11 protein-coding genes are annotated in these 16516 nt (G+C 33.1%); 2 read left to right on the top strand and 9 right to left on the bottom strand.

Translation table 11 applies throughout. The features are described 5' to 3' along the window. Nucleotides 1-12: 12 nt before the first annotated feature. Together glpK and ACJBCC_RS13345 are read right to left on the bottom strand one after the other, a co-directional pair. Nucleotides 13-1509 carry a glycerol kinase GlpK gene (gene glpK / locus ACJBCC_RS13350; RefSeq protein ID WP_407557449.1) on the bottom strand — a complete coding sequence of 499 codons (1497 nt, stop codon included), beginning with the start codon at nucleotides 1507-1509 and terminating at the stop codon, nucleotides 13-15. Nucleotides 1510-1562: 53 nt separating this feature from the next. Then, on the bottom strand, nucleotides 1563-3140 hold the full coding sequence (locus ACJBCC_RS13345; RefSeq protein ID WP_407557448.1) for an FAD-dependent oxidoreductase: 1578 nt from the start codon (nucleotides 3138-3140) through the stop codon (nucleotides 1563-1565). Nucleotides 3141-3326: 186 nt separating this feature from the next. Between ACJBCC_RS13345 and ACJBCC_RS13340 the strand changes: the two genes are divergently transcribed. Continuing rightward, nucleotides 3327-4088 carry a DeoR/GlpR family DNA-binding transcription regulator gene (locus ACJBCC_RS13340; RefSeq protein WP_407557447.1) on the top strand — a complete coding sequence of 254 codons (762 nt, stop codon included), beginning with the start codon at nucleotides 3327-3329 and terminating at the stop codon, nucleotides 4086-4088. Nucleotides 4089-4098: 10 nt separating this feature from the next. Beyond that, on the top strand, nucleotides 4099-5598 hold the full coding sequence (locus ACJBCC_RS13335; protein ID WP_407557446.1) for a sulfatase: 1500 nt from the start codon (nucleotides 4099-4101) through the stop codon (nucleotides 5596-5598). A gap of 92 nt (nucleotides 5599-5690) precedes the next feature. Here the strand turns inward: ACJBCC_RS13335 and ACJBCC_RS13330 are convergent, their stop codons facing one another. The 7 genes from ACJBCC_RS13330 to ACJBCC_RS13300 form a co-directional block, all read right to left on the bottom strand. After that, complete coding sequence (locus ACJBCC_RS13330) at nucleotides 5691-6119, bottom strand: peptidylprolyl isomerase (protein WP_407557445.1); 429 nt, start codon at nucleotides 6117-6119, stop codon at nucleotides 5691-5693. Between the two features lie 137 nt (nucleotides 6120-6256). Continuing rightward, complete coding sequence (locus ACJBCC_RS13325; RefSeq protein ID WP_407557444.1) at nucleotides 6257-7678, bottom strand: TolC family protein; 1422 nt, start codon at nucleotides 7676-7678, stop codon at nucleotides 6257-6259. 10 nt (nucleotides 7679-7688) lie between these two features. Then, the gene (locus ACJBCC_RS13320; protein ID WP_299102914.1) at nucleotides 7689-8366 is read right to left on the bottom strand and encodes an ABC transporter ATP-binding protein; all 678 of its coding nucleotides are present in this window, start codon (nucleotides 8364-8366) and stop codon (nucleotides 7689-7691) included. A 17-nt stretch (nucleotides 8367-8383) separates the two neighbouring features. After that, on the bottom strand, nucleotides 8384-9127 hold the full coding sequence (locus tag ACJBCC_RS13315) for a GIN domain-containing protein (RefSeq protein ID WP_299102912.1): 744 nt from the start codon (nucleotides 9125-9127) through the stop codon (nucleotides 8384-8386). Between the two features lie 19 nt (nucleotides 9128-9146). Further along, nucleotides 9147-11498: an ABC transporter permease gene (locus ACJBCC_RS13310; protein ID WP_407557443.1), complete on the bottom strand. Its 2352-nt coding sequence runs from the start codon at nucleotides 11496-11498 to the stop codon at nucleotides 9147-9149. A gap of 153 nt (nucleotides 11499-11651) precedes the next feature. Further along, a complete protein-coding gene (locus tag ACJBCC_RS13305) occupies nucleotides 11652-14099 on the bottom strand; it encodes an ABC transporter permease (RefSeq protein WP_299102908.1) in 2448 nt (815 codons plus the stop codon). A 23-nt stretch (nucleotides 14100-14122) separates the two neighbouring features. Next, the gene (locus ACJBCC_RS13300) at nucleotides 14123-16501 is read right to left on the bottom strand and encodes an ABC transporter permease (RefSeq protein ID WP_407557442.1); all 2379 of its coding nucleotides are present in this window, start codon (nucleotides 16499-16501) and stop codon (nucleotides 14123-14125) included. Nucleotides 16502-16516: the final 15 nt, after the last annotated feature.

Here is a 16516-nt window from a genome sequence, read left to right as displayed (position 1 = left end):
ATTCAGTTTTAATTAGTTATTATTTGTCCAATACTCTAATGCTTCAATTGCTCTATACCAACCTTTTATATTGGCTTCTATTTCTGCTCTTTCTTCTTTAGGATTAAATGTTTTATCTGTCTGCCATATATCTTGTATTTCTTCAGGATTATCCCAATAACCGACAGCTAAGCCTGCTAAAAATGCCGCTCCCATTGCTGTGGTTTCAACCACTTTTGGTCGCACAGTTACAGTTTTTAAAACGTCAGACTGAAATTGCATCAACATATTATTGATTGTTGCGCCTCCATCTACTCGAAGTTCCTTTATAGACAAACCCGAATCTGCTTCCATAGCCTTTAAAATATCCATTGTCTGAAATGCGATTGACTCTAAAGAAGCCCTTGCAATATGTGCATCTGTACTTCCTCTCGTTAATCCAAACATAGTGCCTTTTGCATGCTGATTCCAGTGTGGTGCTCCAAGACCAGCAAAAGCTGGTACAAAATAAACACCATCTGTATCTTTTACAGAAGACGCTAATGCTTCAACATCAGCAGAATTCCTAATAATCTTTAAACTATCTCGCAACCACTGTACCACAGCACCTGCAATAAAAACACTACCCTCAAGAGCGTAAGTTGTTGTTCCATTTATTTTCCATGCTACTGTTGTAAGTAAATTGTTTTTAGAAACAATTGGTTTTTCTCCAATATTCATTAACATAAAACAACCAGTTCCGTAAGTATTTTTAACCATACCAGGTTTGGTACACATTTGTCCAAATAATGCAGATTGCTGATCTCCTGCTATACCAGAGATCGGAATTTTTGTGTCATAAAATGTTGAAGTTGTATGGCCATAAATTTCACTTGAAGCTTTAACCTCTGGTAGCATACTTTTTGGAATGGTTAATAATTCTAATAACTCATCATCCCATTCCATTGTGTTGATGTTAAACATTAAAGTACGCGACGCGTTTGTAACATCAGTAACATGCTGTTTTCCTTTGGTAAAATTCCAGACCAACCAACTATCAATGGTTCCTAAAATTAAATCTCCAGCTTCAGCTTTTGCTCTGGCACCTTCAACATTGTCTAAAATCCATTTTACCTTAGTGCCAGAAAAATAAGAATCAATAACTAATCCTGTTTTTTCCTTAATCATTTGAGCCTTGCCTTCTTTCTTTAACTGATCGCAAAAATCTGCTGTTCTCTTATCTTGCCAAACGATAGCATTATAAATAGGATTTCCTGAATTTTTATCCCAAACAACAACTGTTTCTCGTTGATTAGTAATACCAATCGCAGCTATGTTTTCTGCATCCAATCCTTTATTTGCAATGGCTTCTGCAGCGACACCAGCTTGTGTAGACCATATTTCTTTAGGGTCGTGCTCTACCCAACCTGATTTTGGAAAGTACTGCGTAAATTCTTTTTGCGCACTGCAAATTATATTGCCTCTTTTATCGAAAACAATAGCCCTAGAACTTGTAGTACCTTGATCTAAGGATAAAATATATTTTCCCATAGTTTGTTGTTTATAAATTTAATTACCGAAGTAGAGGTTCGGTAAAAATTAGTTTATTTTAAAATATATTGGTCTGCTATTTCAATAAATTCTGAAATCTGTGCAGATTTCCAATCATTCGTTTCATTTAATTCTGACCTTAATAGCTCTCCTACCATTGGTGCCATTTCTATAGCCGCTTTTGCATCTAAGAATAAAACACGGACACGTCTCGCCAAGACATCTTCAATGCTTCTTGCCATTTCATGCCTAACTGCCCAGATAACTTCAGCTTTTGTAAATTCTAATCGTTCATGCAATTTGTCACCAAACGATGGATTTTCTTTTATCAACTCTTCAATTCCTTTCTGGTCAGTGCCGTAAATATAAAGATGATTTGTTCTATCTACAGAACCACTTGACCCATGAATTTTTAAACCTTGAGTTTTACAATTTGCCTTTGGCAACTTATTCAAATCAATTATTTTATTCACAGTATCTTGAGCCATTCTTCTGTAAGTGGTCCATTTTCCGCCTGTAATAGAAACCAATTCAGAATCTGAAACTATTATTTTATGACTTCGCGAAATCTCCTTTGTTTTCTCAGATTTATCTTTAGGCTCAGCCAAAGGTCTTAGTCCTGCAAATATGCTTAATACGTCTTCTTTATTTGCTTTTTTGTTCAAATACCTGTTTGCAGTTTCTAAAACAAAATCAATCTCTTTATCTAATGGCTTTGGCTCTAAGCTATGACTATCTAACAAGGTATCTGTTGTACCAACCACAACTCTATTATGCCAAGGTACTAAAAATAATACACGACCGTCATCTGTTTTAGGTATCATAATAGCATCATTTCCTGGTAAAAACGATTTATCAAAAACTAAGTGAATTCCTTGACTAGGACGAATACTGTTTTCCGCATCCTTATTATCCATTTGTAATACCTCATCAGAAAAAACACCTGTTGCATTAACAACTACTTTTGCATTTAAAGCATATTCCGTATTGGTTTCAGTATCTATTGCAATAACACCACTAACCTTTCCAAGCTCATTTTTTTGAAGATTTTTTACCTTGAAATGATTAAGTACAGTCCCTCCATATTCGATGCAGCTTTGCGCTATATTTACTGCTAATCTTGAATCGTCAAACTGACCATCATGATATACAACACCTCCTTTTAGGCTATCTGTTTTTAACGTAGACAACCTTGATATAGTTTCGTTTTTCTTTATTCTAACCGATTTACCGAAACTTAATTTTCCTGCTAAGAAATCATAAACTTTTAAACCTACAGTATAGAAAAAATTATCCCACCATTTATAATTAGGAATAATAAACGATTGATTGCTTACTAAATGTGAAGCATTCTGCAACATCAAACCTCTTTCATATAAAGCTTCTCTCACTAAATCAATATTACCTTGCGCCAAATATCGCACACCACCATGCACTAACTTAGTACTTCTACTAGACGTGCCTTTAGCAAAATCTACCTGCTCTAATAACAAGGTTTTATAACCTCTAGTTACACAATCTAAAGCCACACCTAAGCCTGTTGCTCCACCGCCAATTATTATAACATCCCAATTGATATTGGCTTTTAACTGATCAATTAAGGTTTCTCTTTTAAACAAAATATGCTTCATTTATTTCAATTATGTTTCAATTATGTTTCAAATATATAAAATATTATACAAAATGAAACAAAACGAAATTAAATTTTCATTAAAAATAAGAAATACGTAAATAAAATACTTCATTTTCTTTCGTTTTACTATATTTGTGTTTTATTTAAAAAATTAGCTAGTTTAATCGTAAAAAGCCAATATTGCATGAAGCGACACCAAGATATATTAGATAGACTCGCCAAAGAAAAGCATTTAGAAGTCCTTGATTTATGCGAGATTCTTAATGTTTCAGCCGTAACGATACGAAAAGATTTAAAACTATTAGAACAAAAAGGTTTACTATACAGAACTCATGGAGGCGCATCCTTAGACAATCCATATATTAACGAACGAACCGTTTTAGATAAAGAAAAAATCTCGGTAGAAGAAAAAAATGGCATCGCACAATTAGCTGCGTCTCGTATTGTTGAGAACGACTCCATAATGATTGCTTCGGGCACAACTGTGCAAGCGCTCTCTAAATATATTAAGGCTAAAAACAAACTAACGGTTATTACATCTTCCGTACATGTTGTCTTACACCTCATACATGATAGCAATATTGAAATTCTTCAACTCGGTGGCTACATAAGACACAGTTCAGCATCAGTAATTGGAAATTATGCAGAATACATTTTAAAAAATGTCTCTTGCAGTAAATTTTTCATTGGCGTTGATGGCATTGATTTAGAATACGGACTTTCCACAACAAACTTAGAAGAAGCCGAACTGAATAAAAAAATGCTAGACGCAGCTCAAAAAGTAATTGTACTTGCCGATTCATCTAAATTTGGGAAAAAGAGTTTCGCTAGAATATGTGATCTCTCTCAAGTTGATGAGATTATTACAGACCGTGGAATTTCTGAAACGAATCGAAAAAAACTAGAAGAAAAAGAAATAAAAGTCACTATAGTAGACGAAAAATAAACCAATTAAAATGAAACAGCTCTTATTTTTAATGGTCTTTGCAGTATTATTTTCATGCAATTCCGATAAAAAGAAAAACGAAACTTCCTCAGAAGACTCTGCACAAAACAAACAACCAAACATTCTTTTAATTGTCGTAGACGATCAAGGTTATGCAGATTTTGCACCTTTCGATAATTTTGACACTACAGTCTCAACACCAAATATTGCGCGATTAGGAAAATCTGGGACTGTATATTCTCAAGCCTATGTTACTGCACCAGTTTGCAGTCCATCTAGAGCCGGAATCATTACTGGTAAAAATCAATTTCGTTGGGATATTCCTGCAAGTTGGGGACCTGGTTTACCAGATGATGTAAAAACACTTCCAGAATATTTAAAAGACGCTGGCTACAAAACCGCCAGAATAGGAAAAAATGATTTAGGTAGAAACTTTCATAAAAACGATGTTAGAGAATACCCACTTAACCATGGTTATGATGAATTCTTAGGTTTTTCAGCACATGCTCATGATTATTGGGCCAACTCAAAAAGCATACAAGACCGAACACCAGACCCTTATGGAACAAGTGCTGCCTTAGGACCTTTGATGCACAATATGGGCGAAAAAAGTTATGAAGATGGTTATCTCACAGATATTTTGACCAACGAATCAATCAATTACCTTAAGCAAGAGCATGACAAGCCTTTCTTCTTAACCTTGTCTTATAGTGCTGTTCATCACCTAATCCATGAGGTACCGAAAAAATATTTAGACAAATACAGTGTTGAAGAAATTCCTAATTACGATCCAGACAACAAACTAGAATACAGCCACCACGAACCAGGAAGTTATTCTGCCTATTATGATAAGTACTCTAGAGTTGGAGCAATAAATACGGATGACTTAAGAAAGTATTATTTGGCAAACCTGAATTGCTTAGATGACAATATTGGTCGTGTATTAGATGTACTGCATGAAACTGAACTCGATAAAAATACATTAATTGTATTTATATCAGACAATGGCGGCTCTCCACTTACAGGTGCAAACAATGCACCACTAACTGGAGGAAAATATTCACTTTGGGAAGGCGGAATACGTGTACCAATGGCAGTTAGTTGGCCAGGACATGTAGATGCAGGCAAAATTGAAAAGCAGTATGTTTCTGCTGCAGATATTTTACCTACACTAACCAATGCGGCAGGCATTACTCTAACAGATCAAAATTTAGATGGCATTGATTTATTTGAATCTAAAAGTAACGACCGATTACTCGTTTGGAAGTGGCAAAAAACTTGGGCTGCTAGACTAGGTAAATGGAAGCTAACAAACACAAAGGAGAATCACTGGAAAAGCGAACCATCTGAACAATACATTGCACCTATAAAAGACGATTTATCACTTAAATTATTTGATGTAGAATCAGATCCTGGCGAACGAAACGATCTTTCGGCTCAACATCCCGAAGTAGTAGAACAATTAGAAAAAGCATACAACGATTGGTGTGATGCCAATATTAAAAAATAATTTTACCCTTATTTGATTAATAGCAAATTTTCAAATGCAAAAAACCTGTGAATTAAGTTTCACAGGTTTTTCTATTTTTATGTAAAAACTAATTATTTAATCTCTACTAACTCTAATTCAAAAACTAATTCTTGGCCAGCCAAAGGATGATTTCCATCAACAATAACGTGGTCATCATTTACTTCAACTATTCTAAATTGATGCTCATTACCTTGTGCATCTCTAGACGCTAAACCTAAACCTACTGCAGGCTCCATTTCTGGTGGTAATTGCGCTTTCTCAACCTTATGAAATAATTCTTTTATAATATCTCCATAGGCTTCTTCCATAGGAATATCTACAGTTTTCTTATCATTCACTTTCATATCGATAACTGCTTTTTCAAAACCAGGAATTAACATACCTTGTCCTAAAGTAAACTCTAAAGGCTCACGCTCTAAAGAACTATCAAAGATTTGTCCGCTTTTTAATTTTCCTGTATAATGTACTTTTACAGTATCGTTTTCTTTTACTTGACTCATAAATTTTTAATTTCAATTTAAATAAGTTGCAAAACTATTGTTTAATAAAGAGAATAAAGAATGATGTGACGGTTTTCCTCTGTATTTGTGAAAAACTTAACTTCATAAGGTACAATCTCAAATTCAACATATTAGCACTAGTTAACCAAACCTCTGTAATAGTCTAATACTTTTGTCCTTAATAAATACTCATACTTTGCATTTGCCCTGTTGACTAAGGCATTATCTAAGTTGTTTTTACTAGATATATAGTTTAAAAAATTAGAAACACCATTTTTAAATCTTATTTCATTAATTCGATAAGATTCTTGGTAGGCTTCAACTTGTTTTTCAATACTTTGATAACGTTGATAAACAGCTTTCATATCAAAATGAACTTGTGCTATCGCATTTTTGATGTCTAAGTGAGTTCGCTCTAATTCTAGCAAAGATTCTTTAACTTCGATTTTTCGTAAAGCCACATTATTCTTTGCTCTAAAACCATTAAAAAGTGGCACATTTACAGCAACACCAACTACAGTATTAAGGTTATTATCTAATTGATCTCTATAGGCTATATTTTGCGCATCGAAAGTAGTTTGTTCCGCCATAACTGATAAATCTTGACCATCTACAGTGACATAATCGCCTGTTGCTACAATACTTGTTCCTGAAGCCGTAAACGTTTCTGCTGCGCTAGAGTAATTGGTATTAACACCTCCAAATATTGAAATCTCTGGCGTAAATTGAGATTTGGCGACACTAACACTTTTTCTTGCAGCATCAATCCGTAATTCTTTCGCTTTAAAAGTTGCTAGGTTTTGTAAAGCATCTGTATAAACTTCATCTGCTGATAACTTATATTCCTCAAAATCTAAGAGCATAGTTTCTGAATTAACTTCAATATCAGTCTCAACATTTAATAATTGAATTAAACTCAATTTGGCATTGTTCAAACTACTTTCTGAAACCAAAACACTCGTTTCATCACTAGCCACTTGACCTAAAATATCTGCGTAATCTGCAGGATTCCCTAATTCATCATCGAAAAAGTCCTTTTGAATTTTAAGTTGCTGCTTAGTAACTTTTAAGCGAGCTTTAGAAAGCTCTAATACATCTTGAGCGTTTAAAACTTGAAGGTAGGCTAAGGTCACGTTTAAAATTAAATCTTGTTGCGCAGCTTCCGTTTCTAACTGTGAAGCCTGATTATTTAATCTGTTTTGCTTAGCAGTGTTTAATAGCCTAAAGCCATTAAAAACTGTCATATCTAAACTTAAACCTAAGTTTGAAAATGTTAATTCTTGATTTATAAAATCATTTGTAAATGGATCTATACTTCTTCCGTCATTGACACCAACATTAAAGTTACCATTAACACTTGGTAGCAAGTTTGCCTTTGATTGCTGGTAATTTATCTTCGCAGAATTTTCTAATAGTGCTGTAGATTTTAATTCTAAATTATTTTCTAACGCAATAGAAATACAGTCTTCTAAAGAATAACGTTTCGTAGCATCATTTTGAGCAAAGATTGACCACACCATCAAATTAAAGATAGTTGCTAACACATATTTATTTCTCATGATTTTTATATTATTCTGAAACTATATTACCGTCCAGTAGATTAATTATTCGTGAGCCATAAGAGGCATTCGATTCTGAATGTGTGGCCTGTATGATAGTGACACCTTCTTTATTTAATTCAGAAAACAAATTCATAATTTCCTCACTTTGTTTAGAGTTTAGATTACCTGTAGGCTCATCTGCCAAGATTAATTTAGGTTTTCCTATTAAGGCTCTGGCAATACCAACTAATTGTTGTTGTCCTCCACTTAATTGTATTGGGAATAAGTCTTTCTTTCCAACAATATTAAAACGATCTAACATATCTGCTACCATCGCTTTACGTTCTGAAGATTTTACATTCTTATACAATAAAGGCGTTTCAATGTTTTCATAGACATTCAATTCGTCTATAAGATGATAGGCCTGAAATACAAAACCAATATATTCTTTATATAATTTAGACTTGTTTTTATCTTTCATGGCATGTACTGGCTCACCCAGAAACGTATAACCTCCACCTGTAAAACTATCTAACATACCTATACAATTTAACAAAGTAGACTTACCCGAACCTGATGGTCCCATTAGCGAAATAAACTCACCTTCCTTTACATCTAAATTTATGTTGTTGAGCAACGTAACCTTATTACTACCTGAATTTACCGTTCTTGTAGCTTCATTAAGACTTAACAATGTATTTATCATTTTCTTGCTTTTTTATATTAATCAATTTTAGTGATTTCAGAATCACCAAAACTCAACCCTTTATTGACCTCAGCTTTACCTTTATATCGCAATGTTGCCTCTCCATAGGCCGTAAATTTGATATGCTTTGAAGCTTGAATTTTAAACACAGCCTCACCATATGCTTTTAATTTAGAAGTTTTATTATCTACACCAATAAGGTTAATATTACCAGCTCCATAAGCAGTAATATTTTGAGAGTTTATTAATCCTTTTTTAATTGTGAGCTGGCTTTCTCCATAAATATCTGCGTTAAAAGTCTGAAAATTAACATCTTTAAATGTTATTTGAGATTCGCCATACACGTACAATTTAAATTTATTTCCATCTATTAAACTTTGACAATATGTGCGTTGTTCACCTCTTAAAGACATCGTTTCAATATTTTTATAGGTTACAAGAATTGTTAACACCTTACCTTTATAAATAGGCACTTTCATTTTCATTCCATCTTTTTCTACACTTTCATGTTTTGTCGTTTCTTTGGCATCATCTAAATATACTCGCAGTGTATTTTTATTGACTTCAATATTTACTATACCGTTAGATTCTGTATTTTCTAAAATAGTTACAGACTCTTCATCACCTTGAACAAAAGTGGTTTCAATATGAGGACTAATGATCACTTTACTAAAAGACTCAACAGTATGCTTTGCTTGTGAAAACAGGTTTCCACATATTAAAAGCAAACTAAACAATGTTATTTTCTTTATAATTTTCATAATATATACGTATTAAAATTTATTCCGTTTTTAAACTATCTACAGGATTTGCTAATGCAGCTTTTATAGCCTGAAAACTTACAGTAATTAATGCAATCAATATTGCGACTAAACCAGCTATAACAAAAATCCACCAATTGATTTCTATGCGATAAGCAAAATCTTGAAGCCAATTATCCATAGCATACCATGCAATAGGAATAGCTATTAAAATTGAAACACCTACGAGTTTTAAAAAATCTTTTGATAATAGCTTTACAATACCCGAAACACTAGAGCCTAATACTTTTCTAACTCCAATTTCTTTACTACGTTGTTCTGCCGTATATGCAGCTAGACCAAAAAGTCCTAAACAAGAAATAAGAATAGCCAATAAAGCAAACAGTTGAGATAACTTGCCAATAAGCTGTTCACTTTTAAATTTAGCGTTAAAGGCATCGTCAACAAAATTATACTCAAAAGGAAATGCAGGATTGTGCTTTTTCATTACAGCTTCAACCTTCGATAATATGACTTCTGTTGCCATTTGAGGATCGGTTTTTAAATACATATACGACGCTTCACCATGATAATTAAAAAACATCACAGGATCACTTTGTCCGTACATATCTTCAAATAAATAATCTTTCACAACACCAATAACAGTATATGTATCTTCTCTAACAATTTTTTTTCCGACAGCACTTCCTTCACCCAATAACTTTGCAAAGGCTTCCGTTATTAGCACATTAGTGCTATCTATTGCTACATTGTCGCTAAATCCTTTTCCTTCTAGTAATGTCATACCTGCAGTTTCAATAAAATCTGAATTAATATACCTAAAGAACACTAACACATCTTCGGTGTTTGATCCACCAGCCCACTCTAAACCAGAACCATTATTTCCTCCATTTAAAACACCTGAATTATTTAATCCCACACTCTTTACAGCTCCAGAATTAATTAAATCTTGTTTTATAACTTCAAATTTATCAATCATAGTACCATTTACATTTAATGAAACTAATTGATCTTTATCAAAACCTAAATCTCTATTTTTTACATGCTGAATTTGCTGATAAACTAAAATGGTACTAATTATAAATACGATTGATATCGTAAACTGACCAACCACTAAGCCCTTTCGAATAAAATTAGCTGATCCTTGAGTTACTTTTATTCCTTTTAATACTTGAACAGGTTTGAAAGACGATAAATAAAATGCAGGATAAAGACCAGCCAATACACCACAGATAAGCGTAATACCTAATAAAAAGATAATGTGTATTGGTTTTGAAAGCCCTAAAATTAAATCTTTTTCTATCAGCAGATTAAACTGTGGCAGCAGAATAATTAGCAAAATGACACTCACTAAACTAGCAATAGCTGCAAGAATCAATGCTTCTGAAATAAACTGAAAGATTAACCGCGTACGACCAGATCCCATTGCTTTTCTTACACCTACTTCATTTGCTCTTTTTTCACTTCTAGCTGTAGATAAATTCATAAAATTAATACATGCAATCAGTAAAATAATTAAAGCGATTATTGTAAATAAACGAACCGATTCTATACGACCACCAACTTGTTCAGCGTTTTCAAAATCATCTCTTAAATGCCAATCCTTTATTGTATGCAAAAATGCTTTAGAATCGGTATCACCTGTTTTTTGTTCGAGTAAGTTTCTAACACTTGCATCTACTTTTTCAACATTGGCCTCTGGTGCTAATTCAACAAAAGTATCAGCAAAAAAGCCGCCATATTCGTTCATCCAATCTTGACCTCTGCTGTATTGCTCAAAAGGCGCAATCCAGTTAAATGGAAACGTGACATTATTTGGCAGATTTTCTATAACACCTGTTATAAGATAATTTTCTGTATCATTAACCTTTAAATTTTTACCAACAACATTTTTGCTGTTACCATAAAGTACCTCTGCAGTTTCTTTAGTTATAACAATTGCATTAGGATTTTTAAAGGCTTCTTTTGCATGGCCTTCTATAAAAGACAAACTAAATATATCTATAAAATCTGCATCAACATAGCGACCAATACTATTTATAGAATTATCACCATCCGCTAATAAAATTTCCATACGCTTGGTACGTGTAGCTCTCACAACTCCAGGAATTTCAGTTTTCATAGCTTCTGCTAATGGTCCTGGTGTAGAATTAAATGTTCGCCATTCACCCTCATATTCTTGATGTGTTGGCACATAAAAAACTTGATCTTGTTTATCAAAATGAGAATTAAAGCTAACCTCATCCTCTACCCAAAGAAAGATTAAGCTAGCACATGTAATACCAATAGCTAATCCGAAAATATTCAGTAAGCTGTAGCCTTTGTTTTTTCGTAAGGTTCTGAATGCTATTTTTAAGTAATTAAATATCATAAAAGTATATTTATGTAATTGATTGATGTTTTATACTATTACTATAGTTAAGATGATGCCAAAAACAAAAACATTTGACTGTCAGGTATTTACAAATTTTTTTAGAAATAAATGTGTTCGATATTGATACACATCTTGTTCAAAAACGAACAGTTATTCTGAACGTAAAGAATTAACAGGATTTGCATTTGCAGCTTGCAACGTTTTTGCACTAATCACTATTAATGCAAATAAAATCATAGCGAATCCGCTTGCTAAAAACACCCAAAAACTAATACCTATTTTATATGAAAAATCTTGCAACCAATTATTAATTCCATAGTAGGCAATTGGTGCTGCGATAAAAAAAGCAATAGCAACAAGTATTAAAAACTCTTTGCATATTAGCGTATTAATCTGCAACAGTGACGCGCCTAAAACTTTACGAACTCCAATTTCTTTAACACGACGATTGGTCGTGTAAATTACCAGACCCAGAAGTCCCAAACAGCTTATTAAAATAGATAGACCAGTTGACCAATTGAGAAGTTTAGATATTTTTTGTTCGCGATTATAGAATTTAGCAATTGTATCGTCCATAAATTCCACACGATAATCATCTGTTTCGTTATAGACCTGCTGGTAGGCATTTTCGATTTTTGATAATGTCGATTTCAAATGTTCGGAAGTTTCATTATGAAACGATACGTGCACAGCCTGATATAAACTAAAGTCTGGTCGGTACCAATCACCAGTTAATGCCATCGGTTTTATTTCGGACTTTAAAGAACGTTGGTTAAAATCTGCCATTACACCAACAATGGGAATACGCTTATTATTTGTTTCAACTAGTTTCCCAATAGCTTCTGCTGGATTAGAAAATCCTAAGCTGTGTAATAAAGTTTCATTGATTACTAATTCTCTAATGGTATCGTTTCTGTAAAGGCGTCCATCTAAAAGTTGAAGCTCAAACAAATTAGCATAATTCAAATCACCAGAAATATATTGCATTTCGGATTTTGCGATATTTTTACCATTGGTGTAAGTAACATTTGTAGAATTTATTGAATTTGATGCTGGTCCTTTTCCGCCTATACTTACCTGTTTTATTTCCGGAATTATTTTCAGCTTTTCAGCGAACAGTAACTTCTTAGAAAATTCTTGCTCTGCTCTTGGATGAAATACCGAAACAATGGCATCAGTTTTAAAACCCATATCCTTAGTTAACAAATAGTTTATTTGCTTACCAACCAATAATGTGGCAATGATAAAAACTTGTGCAATTGCAAATTGAAATACGGTTAAAAATTTACGCAAACCAACTTTTTGTTCGGCAGCAGAAATTTGATTTTTCATCACAGAAACCGCATTGTATTTTGAAAGTACCAAAGCCGGATAAAATCCAGATAAGAATGTAACCAACACTAGTAAAATAACCACACCAAAAATTAGTATTGGCGATTTAAAAAGTTGGTAACTTAAACCATCTGGAACAAAATCTGAAAACACATCGATTAGCCATTTTGAAAGCAATAAGGACAACGCTGCAGAGATTAATACTAAAATAAAAGCTTCGCCCATAAACTGCACTATGAGTTGTTTTCTGCTGCTACCCAAGGTCTTTCTTATACCAATTTCTTTAGCGCGTTGCGAGGCTTGTGCCGTATTTAGATTAATAAAATTAATACAACCCAATACTAATAAAAAGAGTGCTACAAGTGCCAAGTTTCTTAATAACGGTTTACTGGCTTGTGCTTTTTCCCAATCGTAAGTGCCATAATCCTCATTAAAGTGAATATCGCTAAGTGGTTGTAATTTAAATTTGCGAGATTCACCATATTTAATATCGTCTTCATCCGTATGTTCTAGTGCCAAATCGTCTAAAAGTTTTTGTACACTTGAGAGATCTGCTTTTTCTTTAAACTTAACATACAATTGCGAATTAGAGTTTGTATTAAACCAATAGCGCTTAGTAATATCTCTTTTTCTATTAGTTTGAAGTAAGGTCGCATGTGATACAAATTCTTTAAAAACGATATCTGTACGTTGTTTATAATTTTCTACTACACCTGTGACCTTTACATTTATAGAATCGTTGTATACTAATGTTTTACCAACAATTTCGGATGGCAAAAGTTTTGGGAAATATTCTTCAGCGCGCGTCTGTGTTAATACAACCTGGTTGGGATTTTTCAGTGCTTCGGTTTTATTGCCTGCCAAAAAGTTATATTGAAAAATATCTAAATAATTTTGGTCCGCAAAAATTACAAATTCTGGCCATTTTAGGGTAATGTCGTTTTGGATATTAACCGCTTTTGATGGCCGTTCAATGTAAAATTCACTTACAATTTCAAAATTTGAATTATCTTCAATAGCATCTTTTAAAGCCAGTGTGATGCCTGCATTATAATATTTTTCTTCTGGGTCTGTAAATTCAGTAACCACACGATATATTCGTTCGCCATCTTTATGAAAATCATCAAACGTATAATCGTAATAAATCATTAAACCAATAATAAAAGACGCACTTAAACCTATGGTAAGACCAATAACATTAATAAGAGAAAACACTTTGTGCTTCATTATATTCCTCCATGCTATTTTGAAATAATTTCTGATCATGATTGATGGATTTTATTATTATTTTATTCCGCCTTGAGCGATTCCACTGGATTTGATGTTGCGGCTTTCATTGCTTGAAAGCTTACAGTGATTAAGGCAATAATAATTGATCCTAATCCTGCTACAATGAACATCCACCATTCTATATTAATTTTATACGCAAAATCTTCTAACCAATTATGCATTAAAATCCAGGCTATTGGCGTGGATATAACGAATGCAATGCCTACTAATTTTATAAATTCTTTTGAAAGTAAATTAATTATACTTCCTACGGATGCACCTACTATTTTTCGAATTCCGATCTCACGTTTACGCTGCATAGTACTATATGCTGCTAAACCCAAAAGGCCTAAGCAAGAAATCAAAATTGCTAATAATGCAAAATTTAGAAACAAATCTCCAAATTGTTCTTCCGCTTCATATTGATTATTAAATACTTCATCCAAAAAATAATATTGAAAAGGATCATTAGGCTTCATCGTTTGCCACACCTCCTCAATGGAAGCTAAAGTTTGAGAAACATTATTACCATCTATTTTAACAGTAATTATATTGGTCCCTGTAGGATCTAATCGCATAGTAATTGGACTAATTTCTTCTTGAAGAGATCTAAAATTAAAATCCTTTACAACACCAATAATTTCTCCACTACTTCCCCATTGTTGATAATCAGCACCAATAGCATCCTGAGCGTTTGCGTAACCTAAAAGAGATACTGCTTTTTCATTTATTATCATTGCTTTACTTGAGTCTGAAGGAAAATCTCTAGAAAATGCTCTTCCTGCAGCCATTGTCATACCTAATTGCTCTATATAATCTTCATTAACAAAGTATAAATCTAAATTCGCAACCTGCAAATCGCCTTGTTTGTTTTCAATTTCAGAATATGCCGCAGGATTTCCAGAGCCTGGTACACTAGAGGTTAATGACGTTCCCTTTACGCTTGATATTTTGGCAATACTACTTCTTAATGCCTCTTGACCACTACCAGCCTCTGTTGGAAGTAATAAAATATGCTCTTTATTAAAACCTAATTCTTGATTTCTCATAAATTGCATCTGATTATAGATTACAATAGTGCCAATAATTAATGAAATAGAAATAGTGAATTGAAGTACCACCAAACTCTTGCGAAGAAACACTCCTTTAGTGCCTGTTGAAAAACTACCTTTTAATACGCTTACAGGTTTAAAAGAAGATAAAACAGTAGCTGGATAAATTCCCGCAATAGACCCAATAATAATTGCTATTATAAATAAATACAAAATGTTAATAGGTTCTGAAAAAACACCTGAACTAACAGTTTTGCCCGCCAATTCATTAAAGTAAGGAAGCCCTAAAACGGTTAAACCCACAGCAACAACAAAGGCCACTAGACAAATGATAATCGATTCTCCAATGAATTGAAATGCTAATTGATTCTTTTCTGCACCTACAACCTTTCTTATTCCAACTTCCTTGGCTCTTTCTGCAGAACGAGCAGTTGTTAAATTGATGAAGTTTATACTAGCTATTAGCAATATAAAAACACCAATTATTGAAAATATATAGACATTATTCATATCACCAGAAACATAACCACTGCGATCAGACCTCAAATAAACATCTTCGAATGGCTCTAAAAATAACGTCACAAACATTTTAGATTCACGCATTTCATCTCCCGTTTTCTTCTCGAGAAAATCAGGAAATTTTGCCTCCAAATTTTTAGCATTGGTTCCGTTAGCCGTTAAGATATAAATTGATGGTCCGTAATTTCCCCACTGCTCGTCTCGTTCACTTGGAGCAGCCGTATATGTAATCATAGAAATTAATATATCTGCCTGAATTTGAGAGTTTTCTGGAATAGCTTCCATGACTCCTGTTACTATAGCTGGGTTATCAAAATTTTCTAGAATAATATTTTGCCCAATAGGATTATTAGTTCCAAAATACTTAGTTGCTATAGTCTCGGAAATAACCAAACTATTAGGAGCTTTCAAAGATTCCTTTTTATTTCCTTTTATAAATTTAAAATCAAATATTTCAAAAAAAGCAGAATCCACAGCTATAACATCTTCCTCTAAAAATTTCTTACCATCTCTAACAAATGTTAAGTCTTCAGTATTAACTCTCGTAAAGTTTAAGATTTCAGGAAATTCCTTGTTTATGTTAGGACCAATGGGCCAAGCTGCCATTCCTGCTTCTATTTTTTCAGAAGGAGTATCGATATCTGCAACAACTCTATAAATAGAATCTGATTTGGAGTGCATAGTATCATAACTCAATTCAAAATTTACATAGAGTAACACTAAAAAACCTGCTGTCATTCCAATAGCAAGACCAATAATATTAAGAAAAGTAAATCCCTTATGTCTGTATAAGTTTCTCAGTGCTATTTTAATATAATTTTTAATCATAGTTGATTGTTTTTT

It is taken from the genome of Winogradskyella sp. 4-2091 (assembly GCF_045765065.1).
GTDB lineage: Bacteria > Bacteroidota > Bacteroidia > Flavobacteriales > Flavobacteriaceae > Winogradskyella.
The sequence above is the reverse complement of the archived record's forward strand: the minus strand, read 5'-3'. Positions and strand labels throughout refer to the sequence as shown.

What these genes read in the sequence shown, in the direction of transcription:
- glpK (WP_407557449.1), bottom strand. Translation starts at nt 1,509, where the DNA reads ATGGGAAAATATATTTTATCCTTAGATCAAGGTACTACAAGTTCTAGG.
- ACJBCC_RS13345 (WP_407557448.1), bottom strand. Translation starts at nt 3,140, where the DNA reads ATGAAGCATATTTTGTTTAAAAGAGAAACCTTAATTGATCAGTTAAAA.
- ACJBCC_RS13340 (WP_407557447.1), top strand. Translation starts at nt 3,327, where the DNA reads ATGAAGCGACACCAAGATATATTAGATAGACTCGCCAAAGAAAAGCAT.
- ACJBCC_RS13335 (WP_407557446.1), top strand. Translation starts at nt 4,099, where the DNA reads ATGAAACAGCTCTTATTTTTAATGGTCTTTGCAGTATTATTTTCATGC.
- ACJBCC_RS13330 (WP_407557445.1), bottom strand. Translation starts at nt 6,119, where the DNA reads ATGAGTCAAGTAAAAGAAAACGATACTGTAAAAGTACATTATACAGGA.
- ACJBCC_RS13325 (WP_407557444.1), bottom strand. Translation starts at nt 7,678, where the DNA reads ATGAGAAATAAATATGTGTTAGCAACTATCTTTAATTTGATGGTGTGG.
- ACJBCC_RS13320 (WP_299102914.1), bottom strand. Translation starts at nt 8,366, where the DNA reads ATGATAAATACATTGTTAAGTCTTAATGAAGCTACAAGAACGGTAAAT.
- ACJBCC_RS13315 (WP_299102912.1), bottom strand. Translation starts at nt 9,127, where the DNA reads ATGAAAATTATAAAGAAAATAACATTGTTTAGTTTGCTTTTAATATGT.
- ACJBCC_RS13310 (WP_407557443.1), bottom strand. Translation starts at nt 11,498, where the DNA reads ATGATATTTAATTACTTAAAAATAGCATTCAGAACCTTACGAAAAAAC.
- ACJBCC_RS13305 (WP_299102908.1), bottom strand. Translation starts at nt 14,099, where the DNA reads ATGATCAGAAATTATTTCAAAATAGCATGGAGGAATATAATGAAGCAC.
- ACJBCC_RS13300 (WP_407557442.1), bottom strand. Translation starts at nt 16,501, where the DNA reads ATGATTAAAAATTATATTAAAATAGCACTGAGAAACTTATACAGACAT.